Consider the following 15855-nt stretch of genomic DNA (forward strand, 5'->3'; position numbering starts at 1 on the left):
TTCGCCTATCCTGTCTGGCTCGCCATCCTCAGGCCCCCAATAAAACACCTCGTCACACCGGGCATCGTCGATGCAGCGAATGACTTGCAGGGCGTTGAGGATGAACCAGGGCTCCGCTTGCCCCTCCACCTCCACGGGGATGAACTGCACCTCCTTCTGGAGTCCCAGACGCTCGAAGAGCGAGACGACCTGACGGTGGACAACGGGAATCCCCATGGACTCCGTGTATTCGAGTGCAATGCCCGTGGGCTTCACGGACAGACGGATTGGCTCATCGATCTCCAGGACGCGCCCCTCGTTGAATCGCCAAGTATCGAACAACTCGCGCCTGTCGTCATCAGGCCTGCCCGCGTCCTCGCCATCCTTGAAGAGCGGCATTCTCAAATGCCAACGCCCTGGGATGTATACGTCGTCGTATATTTCGTAATACTTCATCTGGGCAGTCATGGTTCTTTCTTGGTATGCGCGCGCGGGTTTCCTCTGGGTGAGGGATGAGTTCTATCTCTTCCCCATGCGGCACGAGCGTCGGCCCGAGCTGCACCGGGTGAACGTGCACGAGCGTAGGGCCCGGCGTACGACTTCCTGATGAAGGAGAGCGCTTGAGCGCGAATGGGGGGGAGACGTGGGCGGGTAGGCCTTCGTGGAAGTCGCCTGCCGCGAGTGCGAGGCTAGCCTGTGCCCCTGTTTCGTTTGATGGTGCTTCCTCTTCTGGAGGACAGGCGAGGATCAGACTTTCTCATCGGGCAGGAGCGCGCGCAGCAGTTCGTCGTCGGGCCCAAGCGGGCGCCAACCGGGGGGCGGTGGCGTGGCAAGGAGCGCATCACCGATCCGCCTTACGCGCTCCTTTTGGGTCTCTGGGGTGAACGTCCCCCAACGGGCAAGTGCATGTGCGACGTCGAACCGGTTGGCGTCGTCGAGCACGGTTGGCCAGCCGTTGGGGATTGCTTCAGCCAGCTCGCGCACGAGTTGCCCGCGTATCAAGCGAGTGACCCTGTGGCTTCTCTCCGCCTCGGCGAGCAACCCGCTGAACACCTGCACTCCCGCGATGTCGTCCGGACCCAGCTCCTCGGCCAGCGCCACCAGCGAAGACGTGGGGCGCGCCTCGGCGAAGGCGGTGAGCGAGTCGTACCCTCGCTCGCGGACCCGCTCGTACAGGCGCACCTTCCAGTTACCCTCCCAGGAACGTCCGTCGGTCATCGCTCATTTCCCTCGGCAGCGGACGAAGTTCATCGGGATGTCGTACAATTTCATATAGCCCGCTACGGACTTCAAGACCTCGTTCCGCGTCAACATCCGGCCAGTCTTGGTCTCGGTCTCGTACAGCGCCTCCATGATCATCCGGTTCCATTCACCGGGCCATTCGCGTCCCAGCTTCCAGTTTCCACCGCCATGAATTGCCTGGTGGTGTGCCTGCTGCAGCGTGACACAGAACCACTCGATGCTCAGCTTGCCGGTGAAGCCACGCTTCTCGAACCACTCGCGGAACTTCTTGGGCATGACGTGGTGCCGCGGTGGCTCGGCCATGCCGGCCCCTGTTTTGCCCGTCACGCGCATGCCCCGCACCTCGGGGCTGTCGCCTAGCGCCTCGCGCACGCCCCTGGGCAGCGCACCGTGTGCCTCCGCCATCATCATCTGGCCGGCCTGAATCCGCACGGCGGCGCTGACGGCGGGCACGGAGAGGACGCCCGCGCGCACCAACTGACGCATCATCTCCACCCACTCGGCGGACGCCACCAGACGCGTGCCCACCATCACGCCGCTGGAGCCCACCATGAGGCCCGCGCCGAGTGTGGCGGGACCGGCTCGCGGCAGCATCCGGGGCAGTGAGAACCTCAGCGCCGACAGCAGGGTGAGCGCCTCCATGGCCTCCTGCAGTGCCAGAGCCTTCTGGATGACTTCCGCCCCCTGGCGTATGGCCTCACGGAGTGCGGCGAACTCGCCGGTGAGGTGCTCTACCAGGGCGGGGAGGTCTTGCGCGGCTGCCTCCACTTGTTCTGGCTCCGACGAGGAGAGCGCCGTCATGGCGGGCTCGAGCGTTTTCTGGACGCGGTCCATGTTCATGAACAGCGTCTCCACGCCATGGATGTGCCGGGAGAGCGCCGCGTCGGTGAGGTTGAGGAAGTCGAACCAGACGGCCAGCAGGAGGGAGCCCAGCATGGCGGCCTCCAGTCGTGGGCCAGCAAGTCGCAGGAGGGCGTGTGGACGCAAGAACCCCTCGCTCCGGGCGAGAGGCGCAGCGTCGGAGTGGAGGTGGAGATGCCAGAGGCAGTGGCACGCGGAGCCTTCACCTTGAAGGTGTGGAGCCACGCGGTGAGCGGCAAGAACGGGTTCTTCGATGGCGTGATGTTCCCTCGATGTTGGCTGAAGGTGGGACGAGGTGAGTGTTGTTTGTATGTCATTGAAGATGCCCTGATTGTCCAGGGTGATTCACCTCCTGATACAAGACAAGGCCCGGTTTGGAGTGGGGTCGTGCCGTGGCAACGGTTGTCTCGAACGAGAAGATGGGGGCGTGATGCGGTCTATGAAACTCGTAGTGATGCTTACGCTTTGCTGCGCGGCGGTGGCGTGTGGTGAGGGCAGGGCAGATTTAGTGGGGACGTCCGCTACTCATGTGCCGTCTGGGGTCTCGGCTGATGCGCAGCGCCAGTTGGTGGATTCCTGTGCGCCGCATCAGGCGGGATTCTGGCGATTTGGAAATCACACGCTGTGGCTCGATAGCCGGACCGAGAACCCACCGGGGCGATGTGGTGATCACTCACAAGGGGTCGACATCCTCCATGAGACGCCCGAATGTGAGGCCTCGCAGCCAGGTGCTGCGTGTAACTCGTTTCCTGGTGTCAGGATCGTCCTGAACCCGCCGCGCCTTCCGGCTGACGATTGGTCTCCGAGCGGGCTACGGGATGCTTCGTCCGTTGGATACAGCCCCACTGCTTCTGGTCTTTATGTGCAGTCCTTTGGAAGGAACTCAGATGTGAGTGACCTGGGGCCGCTCATCGCCCCGTCAGGGGTTCATCTGGAGCCGTGGGGCCGTCATCAGGGCCTGCGCATCGATGGGGCGATGAACTCCGGGACGAACCTCAGGGTTGATACATCGCGGGGTTCTCGAGGAATCGCGGTGCATGGAGGCGCCTCCAAAAGCCCTTTTTGTGATGGGGAGGCGCAGAGCCTTGGGTTTGCTTGTAACCGGACAGTGCTTCTGCACTTGAGCGAAGGCAGTGTCGAACTCAAGAACGTGACGCTCTCTCGCAGCGTGACTGCTTGGAACTCGATGGCCTACCGGCTTGCCACGAAGTCGATGGGAGCCGAAGGCTTCACGAATTGGCATGTGAGCGCAAGTGACCCGATTCCAAGGCACTGCGTGTACCATGAGGGGGTGACCGCTGACTCCATCATCAGGGTTACGGCCTATAAGAGAGCAACCAATCTGCAAGTCGCCCACAGCTATGCCATCAAGGATGTCTGGGGTCCCGGAGGGATTTCAGCCGGATGTGCCGGCAGCCAACTCGTCAAGACCGATGCAGCAGGTGTTTACGGGTACGGACCACCACCCTCTGCGCTGGCGGCAAGCGGAGGGTTCAGCGTCTATATCCTGGGCCCGACAGGTACGCCGCTCGATCCAGGTCAGTGGTCACAGGCGGATCGTCCCCAATTCCTCTACGAGGTCATACAACCGCTCGCGGATTGAGCGTCCGTTCCGGCCGGTGATGGGCCGCCGCCGTCAGAAGATGAAGTCGAAGTAGTGCACTTCGGCCCTGAGTCCGGCGCAGGCCATGATGTCCGCCGTCCAGGGCTGGGCCGGCAGGGTTCCCTGCGTTTCGAACACCAGCTCCAGCCGATCCTCGCGCGCCAGTTCCGCCACCCTCGCCGCTTCCACTCCGCGCAGCGTCAGTTGCGTGGGCGAGAACGCCTGGGAGGGCTGTCGGTACTCGAGCAGGATCCGGATGGCCTCCTCCGCCCCTACCCGTCTCAACGACACCTTCGCGTACTCCAGCCCGCTCAGGTCCGCGCTGTCGTTCGTCACGTCCAACTGGAACAGCTTCAGCCGGAAGTCCGTCTCGAGCCGCCCCTCCGGTAGGTCCGCGCCAATCTGCCCCAGCGGGAACTCGAAGGTGTGCACGAGCGTCCTCGAGTCCGGCCCGGCGCCGGGGAACTCGATGTTCCGCTGGCTCTTGCAGATCTCCTCCGTCTCGGCGTTCACCACGAAGAAGGTGTCGGCGATCTTCCGGCAGCCGGGAGCGAGCAGCGTGGTGGCGGTCAGCAGGAGGACGCGGGGAAGGGCACGCATGGTGAAGCCTGTCAGTTGAAGTAGATGAGGAGGCCCAGCTTCGCCACCGGGCTGGAGAGGCCGATGTTGAGCGGCCGGGCGGTGAGCTCCGGATCGTCCGTGGCCTCGAGGATGAAGTCCCTCGCGTTGGGCACCTCGATGAACCAGTAGCTGATGCCCACGCCCCCGAAGAACGTCACGTAGCGCGCGGGCGAGAACTCCAGCCCGACGCTGCCGCTCACCTGGTGGTAGCCCACCTTGCGGATGCCCGTGGCCGGCGTGGTGGGCTGCCCGTGCAGCTGCGTCAGCAGCTTCTCGTAGTCCGCGTTGAAGTAATAGCCATACTCCAGCTCCAGCAGGGGGGAGATGGTCAGCTCGAGTGGAATGAGGCTCAGCCCACCGCGTGCCCCGAAGCCCAGGTTGTTCCGCGTGGCGCCCACATGCGCCCGCGCCCAGCGCCGCGGATGGAGGATGGCCGCGATTCCCAGGCCCTCGGGTGCGCCCGCCACCAGCCTCATGCCGAACCGGGTCTTCCACGGAGGCGCGGCATCGGGATCCGTGGGAGCGGGCGTGGCCACCGTCTCCTCCTGCTCCGAGGCCGGGATGTCCACGTCCTCGGGATCCTGCTGCGCCCGGGCGCCGGGTGACACCGCCAGCATCAACAGACAGGTGAGCGCACGGGCCCACCGGGCATGCCCCCTGACGAGACCCGGTGTGTCCAGGCCGCCCCTCGGATTGACTGTCGTGCGCATCGCTCCGTCCCCTCAGGACCATTCCGGCCCGGAGCGAATCATTCGCGAGCCGGGGCCCGGAGAGAAGCCGCGAACACAGGGTTCACTTCCTGGCAGGGCAGCCAGGCGGACGGGCAGGGGGCCGTGGGTGGAAGTCATCCGCCTGCCCCGGGGAGGGCTCGACCCATGGGCGGGGTCTGCTACGGTGTGCCCTCCGGGTGCCGCTGGCCCGTGGAATTTCTCGATGCTCAAGAAGATCCTGATCGCCTCCGCGACGCTGGTGGGGCTGTTGCTCGCCATCGGTCTGGTGCTGCCCTCGACGTTCCGCGTCGAGCGCTCGATGACCCTCCAGGCCCCGCCCGAGGCGGTCTACCCCTACGTGGCCAACCTCGAGCGCTGGCGCGAGTGGGGGCCGTGGCGCGCGGAGAAGTACCCGGGCAGCCAGTGGACGTTCGGCGGGCCCCAGGAGGGCGTGGGCGCCGTCCACAGCTGGAGTGGCGGGAGCATGGGCAATGGCACCCTGTCCCTCACCCGGGCGGATCCGAAGACGGGCGTGGCCTATGACATGTCCGTGGAGCACGGCCGCTACCTGGTGCACGGCCGTATCTCCTTCGCGCCCGAGGGCCAGGGCACCCGCGTGACGTGGGTGGACGAGGGCGGCGTGGGCGGCAATCCCCTCGCGCACTACCTCGTTCCCCTCATCCGCTCGAGGCTTGGCGGTTACCTCGAGGAGGGCCTGGCGGGGCTCGCGAAGCAGGTGGAGTCGAGCCCGCTCCCGGCCAGTGCCCCGCCCGAGCCGGCGCCCGAGCCAGTTCCGGTGGAGCAGGCCGAGGCTCCGGTGCCGGCCGCTCCCGTGCCGTCCGCGCCTCCTCCCGTGGAGGTCGCGCATGCGCCCGACGCGGGCGAGGGGAGCGCCCCCGTGGCCGTTCCTCCGGTGGAGGCCGCGCATGCGCCCGACGCGGGCGAGGGCACTGCCCCGGTCGCCGTGCCTTCAGCGCCCGAGGGTGAGGCCGCTCCCGCCTCGCCGGGCACGGGGGTTCCCTCCAGCGAGCCGGTTCCCGCGGAGGCCTCGCCGACTGTTCCGGCTCCGACGCCCGCTCCCACTCCGGCTCCGACCGAGGGGCAGACGGCGTCGCCGACCTGACACCGGTGGGCCGCGCGCGGACGTCGCGGGCCCGCGCACCCGCTATGCTGCCCGGCCACCATGTCCGAGCGCTTGCGCACAGAGGTCTCCTCTGGCTCCCGGGTGGAGGTGCCTTCTCCCGAGGACATGCGCCGTCAGCTCGAGGGCCGGGTCGAGGTGGTGGAGGCCTCGCGCGAGCGCTACGCCGCGCTGGAGTCGCTCCTCTCGGGTGGACGGTGGAAGCGGCGTCTGCGCGTGGAGCCCGGTGCGCTCGAGACGGTGCTGCGCCACGAAGCCGCCTTCCATGAGGCCATGGACCGCATCCAGCGCCGCGCCCAGATGGACGGCTGGCCGGTGCACGCCCCGGTGCTCGTCATGCTCCGGGACGTCTGGGTGCTCCGGAGCCGGCTGGAGGCGCTCGTCCGCAAGCGGCTCGATGCGCTGGCGCCCGTGTCGGGTGCGCCTTCGTTGGTGGAGGAGCTCTCCCGGCTCGAGAAGCTCGTCGTCGAGGCCATTCCCCTGGAGCCCATCCCGGGCGAGGTGCGCCTGCTCGAGGGCGACACGGCCGATGCCGTGTTCGTGCTCCGGCTCTACGTGGCGATCATCGGGGCGCTCGTCCTGGGGCCGGGCGTCCACCGCTGGGGCGGAGCGCCCGTGGTGTTCGCGCTGCTGGTGCTGCTCATCGGGCTCATCGTCCAGGGCGTGGTGAGCTCCGGCAGGTACTGGCTCACCAGCCAGCGGCTCGTGTGGAAGCCCTACTCGGGCGAGCCGGTGCAGATACCGCTGCGCTCCGTCCTCGAGGATGGCCTCCAGACCTCCTTCCTCGGCGTGCGCGTCCTGGGCGAGCGGAAGCTCTTCATCCAGGACGTGGCGCGGGGCCATCTCCTCGCGGTCCTGATGGAGCTGCGCCGCCACCCGTCGCTGGACTTCGCGCGCACCGAGCGTCTGGCGGATGTGCTCTGCTTCAAGGTGACCCTCGAGGGGGTGCTCCTCCCGGGCGGCGCGTCCGGGAAGGGCTACGCGGTGCTCCGTCCGGGTTACGTGGCCTTCCTGCCGGAGAACCGGGGCACGCAGGTGCTGCGGGCCATCACCGGCTCGCGCTCCTCCCCGAAGGTGAGGGCGGGCGAGATACCGCACCTCATCGAGCAGCTCCGGTATCTGCCCTCGGAAGCCGGGTTCGATGCGTGCGTGGAGCGCGCCGTGGCCGCCGCGGGAGGCGTGCGCTGGAGCGCGTGGGAATCCCGCTACGACGCGAGCACCCCGGTGTGGAAGGAGATCCGCCTCCAGACCCAGGCGCCGGGTTCGAGCCCGGGCTCCCTGCGCGGCAAGGTGGACTGGAGCCAGCAGGCGGAGGCCATGCGGCTGCTGGCGGACTGGCCCAGGCGCTGAGTGTCGGCGCGCGGACGCGCCCACCTCCCTGGGGACCAATTCCTTGGACCCTGGCACGTGCCCAGTCCCATCGCCCGGGACCCGGAGCTGATGCGGCGCATCCAGGCCGGGCACTGGCGCTTGTCCAAGGGCGCTCGCACGGCTGCATGGCCCAGCGGCCGATAGCGGGGTCGGAGGTGGGTGGGAGGATGGCTTTCCACGCATTCGGGAGGAGAGAGCCCGGCGAGGAGGAGCCCATGAGGTGGCCACGTTACGGAGCGCTGTTGGCGGTGGTGTGCGCGCTGTGGGCAGGCGCGAGCGCAGCGGACGAGGTGCCGGGGGTGGCGCGGGTGAGGTTGTCGGTAGATGAGCCGCCGCGGGTGGAGGGGGTTGCGGAGGTGCGGGCGGGAGGAGTGCTGCGGCTGCGGGCGGTGGTGCCGGGGCGGCTGGAGGTGAAGGTGGGCGGGGAGGTGGAGGCGGAATGCCACCTGGGGTGGGGGGAGGACGAGCGGCTGCGGGTGGACGAGGTGGAAGAGGAAACGCCGTCCCCGCTGCCGCGGGTGGTGAGCCGCGAGCCGGGGCGGGAGGAGGTGGAGGTGGCGCTGCCCGAGGAGGTGGAGGGCGGAGAGGCCTGGGTGGAGGTGAGGTACGCCTGGGGGTGGAGGCACGAGGGCAAGCCGCCGCTGGAGAGGAGGTGGCGGTTGGTGGTGGGAGAGGAGCAGGCGCGGCGGCAGGCGCTGGTGAAGGCTTTCGAGGAGGAGTTTCCGCTGGAGGAGGCGCCAGCCAGGGCGGAGCCCGAAGGGGAGCAGACAGGTGAGGAGCCCGAGTGGTTCGAGGCGTTGGGGTCACCGCAAGTAGTGGCGCACCAGCCGGAGGTGCTGCGGGTGCCGGCGCAGGCCTCGCGCGCGCAGGTGGCAGAGCAACTCTTCGGCGAGGCGGGGGCAGTGGGGGCCTTCGACGAGGAGGCGTGTGAGGGGCCAGAGGACGGCGGAAGCCTCCTGCGCGCCTGCGTGCGGGTGCGGCAGGTGGAGGCCTTGCGGCCGGAGCTGCGGGCACGGGTGCGGCGGGCGCTGGAGGCGCAACTGGAGCGGGAAGAGGCGTGGCTGCGGGGCTGGGAGCCGACGCAGACAGTGGCGCTGGCGGAGCGTGGCCTGGTGTGGGCGCAACGGGCGGAGGTGCGCGATGAGCAGGGGCGCGGCTACTTCGACCGTTACCTCGGGCTGCTGGAGGGCAGGCGGGTGGAGGTGGAGGGGAAGCGGGAGTGGGACTTCCTCGGCGAGGACTCCGAGCAGTTGAAGAAGGCGGTGGCGCTGAGGGCGCGGCAATGGGAGACGGGCTACCGGGTGACGGACGGGGTGCCGGAACTGAAGCCGGGGGACGTGGTGGGGCGGTGCTACTTCACCCTGGGCCTGCCGGCGCGGCGCGCGAGCGTAGCGGTGCGGGTGCTGAGGCCGCTGGTGGAGGAGCGCACCCAGGAGCGCGCGCTGGTACGGCTGCGCAACGGGCCGTGGCGAGGGCCGCGGGCGCTGGTGCCGGGAGAGGACGGGCTGTGGCGAGGCTACGCGGTGGAAGGGGTGAACCTGACGGGGGTGGAGCCTCTGGAGGACGCGGGGACGCGGCTGTACGGGTACTACCCGGGCACGCGTTTCATCCGCCCGGGGGAGTGGCGGCCGGGAGTGGAGGGCCGGGGAGGCGGGCAGGAGGGGCTGAGGCGGGCCCTGCTGGAGCAGGCGCTGGCGGCGGCGACGGCGGAGGAGCCGGAGGCGCTGCTGGGGTTGGACCATGAGGTGCTGGGACTGCTGACGGCCGGACAGCGCCAGGGGCTGCTGGAGACGGTGCTGGGAGGGCCGGCCCTCACCTCGGCGCTGGCGCAAGAGGCGGTGGAGCTGCTGGCGCGCGTGGTGGCGAGCACGCCCGCGGAGGACTTCGCGGCGTTGGAGCGGACACTCATGCACCCGAAGGTGCTGCGGCGGCTGCTGCGCCTGGAGGGCCCCCAGCAAGCGCTGTTGGGGCAGGCCTTCACCCTCCAGGCGCTCGCCTCGGCGCCGCTGCCGCTCGACCCCCTGGAGGCGCTGCCGGGCGTGGAGCTGGGGCGGCAGGGCGAGGAGAGCCACCTGCTCAACGTGGTGGTGGAGCGGACGGGGAGCGGCGACACGCTGCTGCGCCTGGGCCCGGTGCGCCAACGTTTCGAGGCGCGCTACCTCTCCAGCACCGAGGAGCAGCCGCTCAGCCGGGGGCTGCGAGCGCGCGAGTGGGTGAGGGTGGAGCTGCACGGCCCCACGCCCCAGACGCGGCTGATGACGGCGCTGGAGCTGGCGCTGCGCGCCTCGGAGGCGGACAGCGGGCTGGTGTGGGCGGCGGTGGGGCGCCTGGGCGAGCTGCACCTGCTGTACGGGGGCGTGTCGGCGCTGGCGCGCGCGCCGCTGGGAGCGGGGGCGGCGGTGGAAGGGCGCGCGGCGGAGGCGGCGCGCCGGGCGGCGGTGAGGTCGTTCTCGGGGCGGGTGGCGCTGGTAGGGGTGCTGGCGTTGGTGGACAGCCACCGCGAGGAGTTGGAGCGCACCCAGGCGGGGCGCAACTTCCTGGCGGTGCATGACGTGGCGCTGCTGGGGCTGGCGGCGCGGGACGTGAGCCGGCTGGCAACCTCGGGTCTGCCGCGGGAGTGGGCGCGGCAGGGCGGGCTGGTGCTGGGCCTGATGGGGGAGAAGGCCTCGGCGGGGCTGCGCGAGTCGGTGGAGTCGGCGCGGGCGCTGGCGCGAGCAGTGGAGAAGGTGCTGGCCGAGGGCAAGGTGGTGGCCACGGGAGAGGGGCTGACCTTCAACACGCCCGAGGGGGCCGGGGCGCTGCGGCACGCCTGGTTCTCGGTACGGGGGGACATGGCGGCGGAGCGGGCGCTGGGCAGCCTCCAGCGGGCGGGGGTGGCGACGCCGGAGGTGGAGCGGACGCTGAGCGCGCTCAGGAGCCTGGGGGAGCGGAGCGAGGCCTGGGCGCGGGCGTGGAGCGCGGTGGCACGGCGGGCGGCGGCGCTGCCCGCGCCGGAGGCACGCCAGTACCTGGAGGCGGTGGAGTCGCTGCGCGCACAAGCCCAGCCAGCGGCACGGGCCGCGGTGGCGGAGTTGCTGCGCGGCTCGGGGACGCTGACGCACCGGGCGCCGGGCTTGTTCCTCGAGGAAGCCGGGTGGCTGGTGCGCCGTCCAGGGCTGGAGGAGGAGGCACTCACCGCGCTGGCGCGCAAGGCGGTCAGGGGCACGCTGAACCTGCGCTGGCTGGGTACGACAGGGTTGACGGCGGAGGAACTCAACTTCCTGGGCCGGGACGCGATGACGCCCTGGAAGACACTCCAGGAGGCCGCGGAGGCACCCGGTAACCTGAAACTCCAACTGCGGGCGCGCACTGCCCTGCGAGGACTCGCGGGGGAGATGGTGACGGAGCGCTCGGCGCACAGGTTGTTTCCAGGTCACAAGGTGAGCGGGCGGCAGGTGCACATGCAGGACGGGCACATCCTCGACTTCGAATTGGAGGCGGCGGATGGGACGATACGCCGGGCCCTGGAAGTCAAGGGATGGACGGCGGACACCTGGCGCCGGGCCCTCAAGGCCTGGACCCTCGAATCGGCGGGCGCAAGGCTTGAGCCGCGGCAGGAGCAACTCCTCCGGCAGCTCAAGAGACTTGTCGAGCAACTCGAGGACGCGGCGACGTCACCCCGTGGCAAGCCTTTCCTGGTATGTACGGATGAGTTGAGTCAGAAAACCCAGAGGGAACTACAGCGCTTTCTCTCAAGAAATTCCGTGGCGGTCGATATCGAATCGATGAGAGAGGTGGAAATGATAGCAACGACAAAGCGGTTGCGCGCGGCCTTCAATATGCCGGAGAAACTGCCTGGAGCGGGCACTGAGGGAGCACCATGAGCTGGCGACCACCTTGGGTGGTTCTGGTTCCCGGGAAAGCCGCCTGGGTAGAGAAACGGACCCGCGAAATCCTGGAGGAACTAGAAGATGGGAGCGAGCACCATTTCATGGTCGTTCCAGGCAAAGACCGCTATCAAGCCGTCGTGGAGAATGGCTATCAAGACATCGGTCCAGAAATGCTGCTCGGGAGGGAGTTGTCGTATGCGTGCGAGGAGCCTGTTTATGCAATCCAAGGATTCAAGGAAGTATTTCATGTCTCTCGATTCCTGAAGGGAGAGGAGTTCACAGAAGACCAGGAACCGGAGGACCTGGGACGCTCGCTCGGGTGCGTGATGCCCTGGGACAAAGAGCCCCCGAGGAAGCCGTTGAAGAAGAAAGCGCGGACAGTGGCACTGATACAGGGACTCAGCTCGGTCAGGGTGCTCAACTCACTCGCGAAGAAAGCAGGGCGGCCTCTGCCGGCCGGCTATTACCGCATGGAGGAAACTCCCCGAGGATTGCTGCTGACGGATGGTACAAGTGACCTGGGAAATACGGATATTGACTTGTCCTATCGATTCCCCCGCGCAACCATCTATGCGGTCACGGCCACACCGGACCTCGACTTCTTCGACGTCACCATGACGAAAAACAGAAAGACAGAACAATTCGTGCTCCCGCCCGGTAAGACCTCGTTCTTCCCAGTCATCCACGAGGTCATGGGCGAGCGGACGCCCGAGCGGATCCTCGCGGCGCTGGGGATTCCGAAGGAGTGGTTCCGTTTGTGAGCGAGCCCGCTCGGGTCCGCCGCCCCCCCGGTCCGCGCCCGCGCATGCTGCGCGGCAAGGTGGACTGGAGCCAGCAGGCGGAGGCCATGCGGCTGCTGGCGGACTGGCCCAGGCGCTGAGTGTCGGCGCGCGGACGCGCCCACCTCCCTCGAGGCCAGTTCCCTGGTCCCTGGCACGTGTCCAGTCTCGCGGAACTCCGAGAAAGGGTGCGAGAGCCAACTCTCGAAATCCCCGAAGGCTCGGCGAAAGGGCCTATGATCGACGAAGTCGATCAGCGCTTGAAGAGCTGGGTGGGACGGGTGCTCGGGGATGCGCCCGTGTCGCTGGCCGTGCCGGACCGGGACTCGGTGGAGCGGAGCGTGGGGCTCTATCTGCTGGAGCTCGCGCCAGCGCCGCCGCCCCGCACGTCGCGCCGGCCGCCGCTGCGGGTGTCGCTCTGCTACCTCGTCACCGCGGGTGGGGAATCTCCGGAGCGGGCCCACCACCTGCTGGGCGAGCTCGTCTTCGCGGCCATGGAGGAGCCGGGCTTCGAGGTGGACCTGTCGCCCGTGCCGGTGCCGCTGTGGGCGGCGCTGGGGGTGGCTCCGAGGCCCGCCTTCCGCCTGCGCGTGCCGCTGGAGCGCGAGCGTCCGCTGCCGGTCATTCCGCGCGTGCGGGTGCCGCTCATCACCCGGACCGTGCCGGGGACGGTGCTGCTGGGCCGCGTGGTGGGGCCCGGGGACATCCCCATTCCGGATGCCCAGGTGGAGCTGCCGTCCATGGGCCTGAACGCGCGCACCGACGCGAAAGGCCATTTCCGCATCGCCTCGGTGCCCGCCGACACGCCGCTCGGACGGCTGGAGGTGCGTGCGAAGGGAGCAGTGCTCGCGGTGCGTGCCGAGGAGCTCCCCACCGAGGAGGGAGCGCTGTTGGTGCGCCTGCCGTTGAAGGAGGGATGACGTGGCGACGAGCTATCTGACACCCGGTATCTACATCGAAGAGGTGTCCACCGGACCCAAGCCGCTGGAGGCCGCGGGGACGAGCACCGCGGGCTTCGTGGGCAAGGCTCCCAATGCCGGCGCGCGCCTGCACGAGCCGGTGGCCATCAACAACTGGTCCCAGTTCGTGAAGGAGTTCTGCCAGGGCAAGGAGGTGAGGAGCACGCCGCTGTCGCTGGCCGTGTATGGCTTCTTCGAGAACGGCGGGCGGCGGTGCTTCGTCGTCAACATCGGCGACAGCCCCAGCCTGCTGGGCAGCGGGCGCAAGCGCGAGGGCCTGGACGTGCTGCGCGAGGTGGACGAGGTGGCCATCGTCGCGGCGCCCGGCTACACGGACCCGGGCTCGTACAACGCGCTGCTCACCCACGCCGAGCAGATGATGGACCGGGTGGCCGTGCTGGACGCGCCCGAGGACGCCACCGTGGAGCGGCTGTGCGAGGTGGGCACGGTCTCGGCGCCCGTGGCGGGCAAGGAGGGGGAGGCAGGCGCGGGGCCTCGACGCTCCAAGGGCGAGCGGGCCCGGGACTCGAAGTACGGCGCGTTCTATTTCCCGTGGGTCTCCATGTACGACCCGTTCGACCGGAAGCGGCTGGTGAACGCGCCGCCGTCCGGGCACATCGCGGGCATCTACGCGCGGGTGGATGGGACGCGCGGGGTGCACAAGCCGCCGGCCAACGAGGGGGTGAACGCGGCCGAGGGCCTGGCGACGCCGTTGACGCGCGAGGAGCTGGGCGTGCTCAACCAGTGCGGCGTCAACTGCATCCGCTTCTTCCCCCGGGACGGCATCAAGGTGTGGGGCGCGCGGACGCTGTCGAGTGACCCCGAGTGGCGCTACATCAACGTGCGGCGGCTCTTCTGCATGGTGGAGGAGACCATTGGCCAGGGGACGCGCTGGGTGGTGTTCGAGCCCAATGACTTGTCGCTCCGGCGCGCCGTCATCCGGGACGTGAGCGCCTTCCTGCGGCGGCTGTGGCGGGACGGGGCGCTGGTGGGCCGGACGGAGCAGGAGGCGTTCTTCGTGAAGTGCGACGACGAGACGAACCCTCCCGAGGTGGTGGACGCGGGGCAGTTGATCTGCGTCATCGGAATCGCGCCGGTGAAGCCGGCGGAGTTCATCATCTTCCGCATCGGCCAGCACTCGGGCGGTGTGGAGCAGACGGAGGAGGCGGCCCGTGGCTGATCCGAAGCAGGCGGAGAATCCACCCCCGCAGCAGCCAGGTGCCCAGCCGGGAACGCTGGTGGACCCGCTGCGCGCGTACAACTTCAAGCTGGACATCAACGGGGTGAACGAGGGGCACTTCACCGAGTGCCATGGGCTGGAGGTGCAGGTGAACGCGCTGCGCTACCGCGAGGGTGGGGCGGGCGCGGTGGTGCGCAGGCTGGCCGGGCCGGTGGCGTATGGGGACGTCACGCTGCGCTATGGGCTGACGACGTCTCGCGAGCTGTGGAACTGGTTCATGGAGTCGGTGAACGGCACGCCGAGCCGCAAGAACGTCTCCATCTTGATGACGGGACCGGATGGACTGACGGAGGTGTTCCGCTGGAACCTGGTGGATGCCTGGCCCTCGGGGTGGAAGGGCGCGGCGCTGGATGCGCTGGGGCAGATGGTGGCCATCGAGTCCGTCACGCTCGTCTTCGAGTCCATCAACCGTGGCGGCTGAAGGGGCGGACAAGAGCCGGGGCAGGGCCCTGGTGCGCACGGTGGCGCGGTGGGTGAAGGTCTGGGCGGAGTCCGTCCTGAACGAGCCCGCCGTGGAGTTGCCCGTGGAAGACTCCCTCTCCCCCTGGGAGAGGGGTGGGGTGAGGGTCGTCCCTCAGCCGGACGCGGGCCCACCGGAGCACTGGATGCAATGGGTGCGGTCCACGCGGCGAGGCCCGCCCGCGGACTGGGTGGAGCGCGTGCGCCGTGGGGCACCGCATCTGCTCGAGGGACTGGAACTGGAGGAGGTGGCTCCGGTGGAGCCTCCGAGACGGGAGCCCCTGTCCGTCATGGGCTCGGTGCCCGCTCCGCCGCCGAGGCCCCGTGTCCCATTGTCGAGGCCTCCACCCGCCGGCCGCGAGATGCCCGCGCACGTCCCGCTGGTGCGGCCTTCCGTTCCCCAGACTCCGGTGAGCGTGGCTCCCGCCGTGGTGCGCTCCGTAGTGCACTCCGTAGTGCACTCCGCTCCCGCGCCCGTGCGGAGCTCCGGACCGCGTCCGGGTGCGTCCGTGCCGCGTCCACCGCCGGAACGCGAGGCTACCGCTCCGGTGTCTGGCATCGCGCGTCCGGATGTCCGGGTGCCGCCGCGTGAGGGTGGCCCCATTCCCACGGTTCCTCGCACGGGCATTCAGCGAGAGGCGGGCTCCACCCGGGCCCGAGGGCTCTCCTTCCGCCCGCTTCCCGAGACCTCCTCGCCTCCGGAGCGCCAGGGGTTCATGCCCTTGCCCGGGACACGTCCGGTCCAGCAGGAGGGGAACCCGGGTCCGGAGTCCTTCACACCCTCACCCCGTCCCTCTCCCAGAGGGAGAGGGGAGAGGGGCTCGGTCATGGATCCAGGGCTCGCGGTGGGTGCGGCCTCGTTGCCTCCGACGCGGTCTTCGTCGTTCCCGATGCCGGAGCCCTCTGGCCGGGAGACCTCGCGTTCCCGGGAGTCGGCCAGGGCTGAGCCGTCATCCGCGCCCGGCGTGGTGTCTTCTTCCGAAGAAGCCCTGCCCGCATGGCCGGAGCCTCCGGAGCTTCC

Annotated in this window: 14 protein-coding genes; 9 read left to right on the forward strand and 5 right to left on the reverse strand. The window is 69.1% G+C overall.

Annotated features, from left to right (window positions below):
- The 3 genes from Q664_RS61580 to Q664_RS36595 all read right to left on the reverse strand — a co-directional run.
- Positions 1-447, reverse strand: a 447-nt coding sequence (locus Q664_RS61580; protein WP_235217018.1) for a hypothetical protein, incomplete at its 3' end; no start/stop codon positions are given.
- A 279-nt stretch (positions 448-726) separates the two neighbouring features.
- The gene (locus Q664_RS36590) at positions 727-1197 is read right to left on the reverse strand and encodes a hypothetical protein (protein ID WP_043406769.1); all 471 of its coding nucleotides are present in this window, start codon (positions 1195-1197) and stop codon (positions 727-729) included.
- 3 nt (positions 1198-1200) lie between these two features.
- Complete coding sequence (locus tag Q664_RS36595; RefSeq protein WP_052519120.1) at positions 1201-2157, reverse strand: hypothetical protein; 957 nt, start codon at positions 2155-2157, stop codon at positions 1201-1203.
- 814 nt (positions 2158-2971) lie between these two features.
- Between Q664_RS36595 and Q664_RS58315 the strand changes: the two genes are divergently transcribed.
- A complete protein-coding gene (locus tag Q664_RS58315) occupies positions 2972-3685 on the forward strand; it encodes a hypothetical protein (RefSeq protein WP_152622548.1) in 714 nt (237 codons plus the stop codon).
- 33 nt (positions 3686-3718) lie between these two features.
- On the opposite strand, the gene Q664_RS36600 is transcribed toward Q664_RS58315, so the two are convergent.
- Together Q664_RS36600 and Q664_RS36605 are read right to left on the reverse strand one after the other, a co-directional pair.
- Positions 3719-4285, reverse strand: a complete 567-nt coding sequence (locus Q664_RS36600) for a hypothetical protein (protein WP_043406773.1) — start codon at positions 4283-4285, stop codon at positions 3719-3721.
- Positions 4286-4296: 11 nt separating this feature from the next.
- The gene (locus tag Q664_RS36605; RefSeq protein WP_160174579.1) at positions 4297-5016 is read right to left on the reverse strand and encodes a hypothetical protein; all 720 of its coding nucleotides are present in this window, start codon (positions 5014-5016) and stop codon (positions 4297-4299) included.
- Between the two features lie 223 nt (positions 5017-5239).
- Here Q664_RS36605 and Q664_RS62380 point away from each other — a divergent pair, with 223 nt between their 5' ends.
- From Q664_RS62380 to Q664_RS36640, 8 genes are all read left to right on the forward strand, one after another.
- Positions 5240-6139, forward strand: coding sequence for an SRPBCC family protein (locus Q664_RS62380; protein WP_052519122.1), 900 nt, complete (start codon positions 5240-5242; stop codon positions 6137-6139).
- A gap of 60 nt (positions 6140-6199) precedes the next feature.
- Positions 6200-7507 carry a hypothetical protein gene (locus Q664_RS36615; RefSeq protein WP_152622551.1) on the forward strand — a complete coding sequence of 436 codons (1308 nt, stop codon included), beginning with the start codon at positions 6200-6202 and terminating at the stop codon, positions 7505-7507.
- A 236-nt stretch (positions 7508-7743) separates the two neighbouring features.
- Positions 7744-11391 carry a hypothetical protein gene (locus Q664_RS62385; protein ID WP_043406778.1) on the forward strand — a complete coding sequence of 1216 codons (3648 nt, stop codon included), beginning with the start codon at positions 7744-7746 and terminating at the stop codon, positions 11389-11391.
- Positions 11388-12158: a hypothetical protein gene (locus tag Q664_RS58325; protein WP_152622552.1), complete on the forward strand. Its 771-nt coding sequence runs from the start codon at positions 11388-11390 to the stop codon at positions 12156-12158. The genes Q664_RS62385 and Q664_RS58325 overlap by 4 nt, the downstream gene beginning before the upstream one ends.
- Positions 12155-12277, forward strand: a complete 123-nt coding sequence (locus Q664_RS62390) for a hypothetical protein (protein ID WP_268811436.1) — start codon at positions 12155-12157, stop codon at positions 12275-12277. The genes Q664_RS58325 and Q664_RS62390 overlap by 4 nt, the downstream gene beginning before the upstream one ends.
- A gap of 135 nt (positions 12278-12412) precedes the next feature.
- Positions 12413-13096, forward strand: coding sequence for a carboxypeptidase-like regulatory domain-containing protein (locus Q664_RS36630; RefSeq protein ID WP_152622553.1), 684 nt, complete (start codon positions 12413-12415; stop codon positions 13094-13096).
- A gap of 1 nt (position 13097) precedes the next feature.
- Entirely contained in the window at positions 13098-14315 is a 1218-nt protein-coding gene (locus Q664_RS36635) for a phage tail sheath family protein (protein WP_043406785.1), read from the forward strand.
- On the forward strand, positions 14308-14796 hold the full coding sequence (locus Q664_RS36640) for a phage tail protein (protein WP_052519123.1): 489 nt from the start codon (positions 14308-14310) through the stop codon (positions 14794-14796). The genes Q664_RS36635 and Q664_RS36640 overlap by 8 nt, the downstream gene beginning before the upstream one ends.
- The last annotated feature ends 1059 nt before the right edge of the window (positions 14797-15855 follow it).

Origin of the sequence: Archangium violaceum Cb vi76 (assembly GCF_000733295.1) — a bacterium.
GTDB classification, from domain to species: Bacteria; Myxococcota; Myxococcia; order Myxococcales; family Myxococcaceae; genus Archangium; species Archangium violaceum.

What these genes read in the sequence shown, in the direction of transcription:
- Q664_RS36595 (WP_052519120.1), bottom strand. Translation starts at nt 2,157, where the DNA reads ATGCTGGGCTCCCTCCTGCTGGCCGTCTGGTTCGACTTCCTCAACCTC.
- Q664_RS36600 (WP_043406773.1), bottom strand. Translation starts at nt 4,285, where the DNA reads ATGCGTGCCCTTCCCCGCGTCCTCCTGCTGACCGCCACCACGCTGCTC.
- Q664_RS36615 (WP_152622551.1), top strand. Translation starts at nt 6,200, where the DNA reads ATGTCCGAGCGCTTGCGCACAGAGGTCTCCTCTGGCTCCCGGGTGGAG.
- Q664_RS36630 (WP_152622553.1), top strand. Translation starts at nt 12,413, where the DNA reads ATGATCGACGAAGTCGATCAGCGCTTGAAGAGCTGGGTGGGACGGGTG.
- Q664_RS58325 (WP_152622552.1), top strand. Translation starts at nt 11,388, where the DNA reads ATGAGCTGGCGACCACCTTGGGTGGTTCTGGTTCCCGGGAAAGCCGCC.
- Q664_RS62380 (WP_052519122.1), top strand. Translation starts at nt 5,240, where the DNA reads ATGCTCAAGAAGATCCTGATCGCCTCCGCGACGCTGGTGGGGCTGTTG.
- Q664_RS62385 (WP_043406778.1), top strand. Translation starts at nt 7,744, where the DNA reads ATGAGGTGGCCACGTTACGGAGCGCTGTTGGCGGTGGTGTGCGCGCTG.
- Q664_RS36590 (WP_043406769.1), bottom strand. Translation starts at nt 1,197, where the DNA reads ATGACCGACGGACGTTCCTGGGAGGGTAACTGGAAGGTGCGCCTGTAC.
- Q664_RS36605 (WP_160174579.1), bottom strand. Translation starts at nt 5,016, where the DNA reads ATGCGCACGACAGTCAATCCGAGGGGCGGCCTGGACACACCGGGTCTC.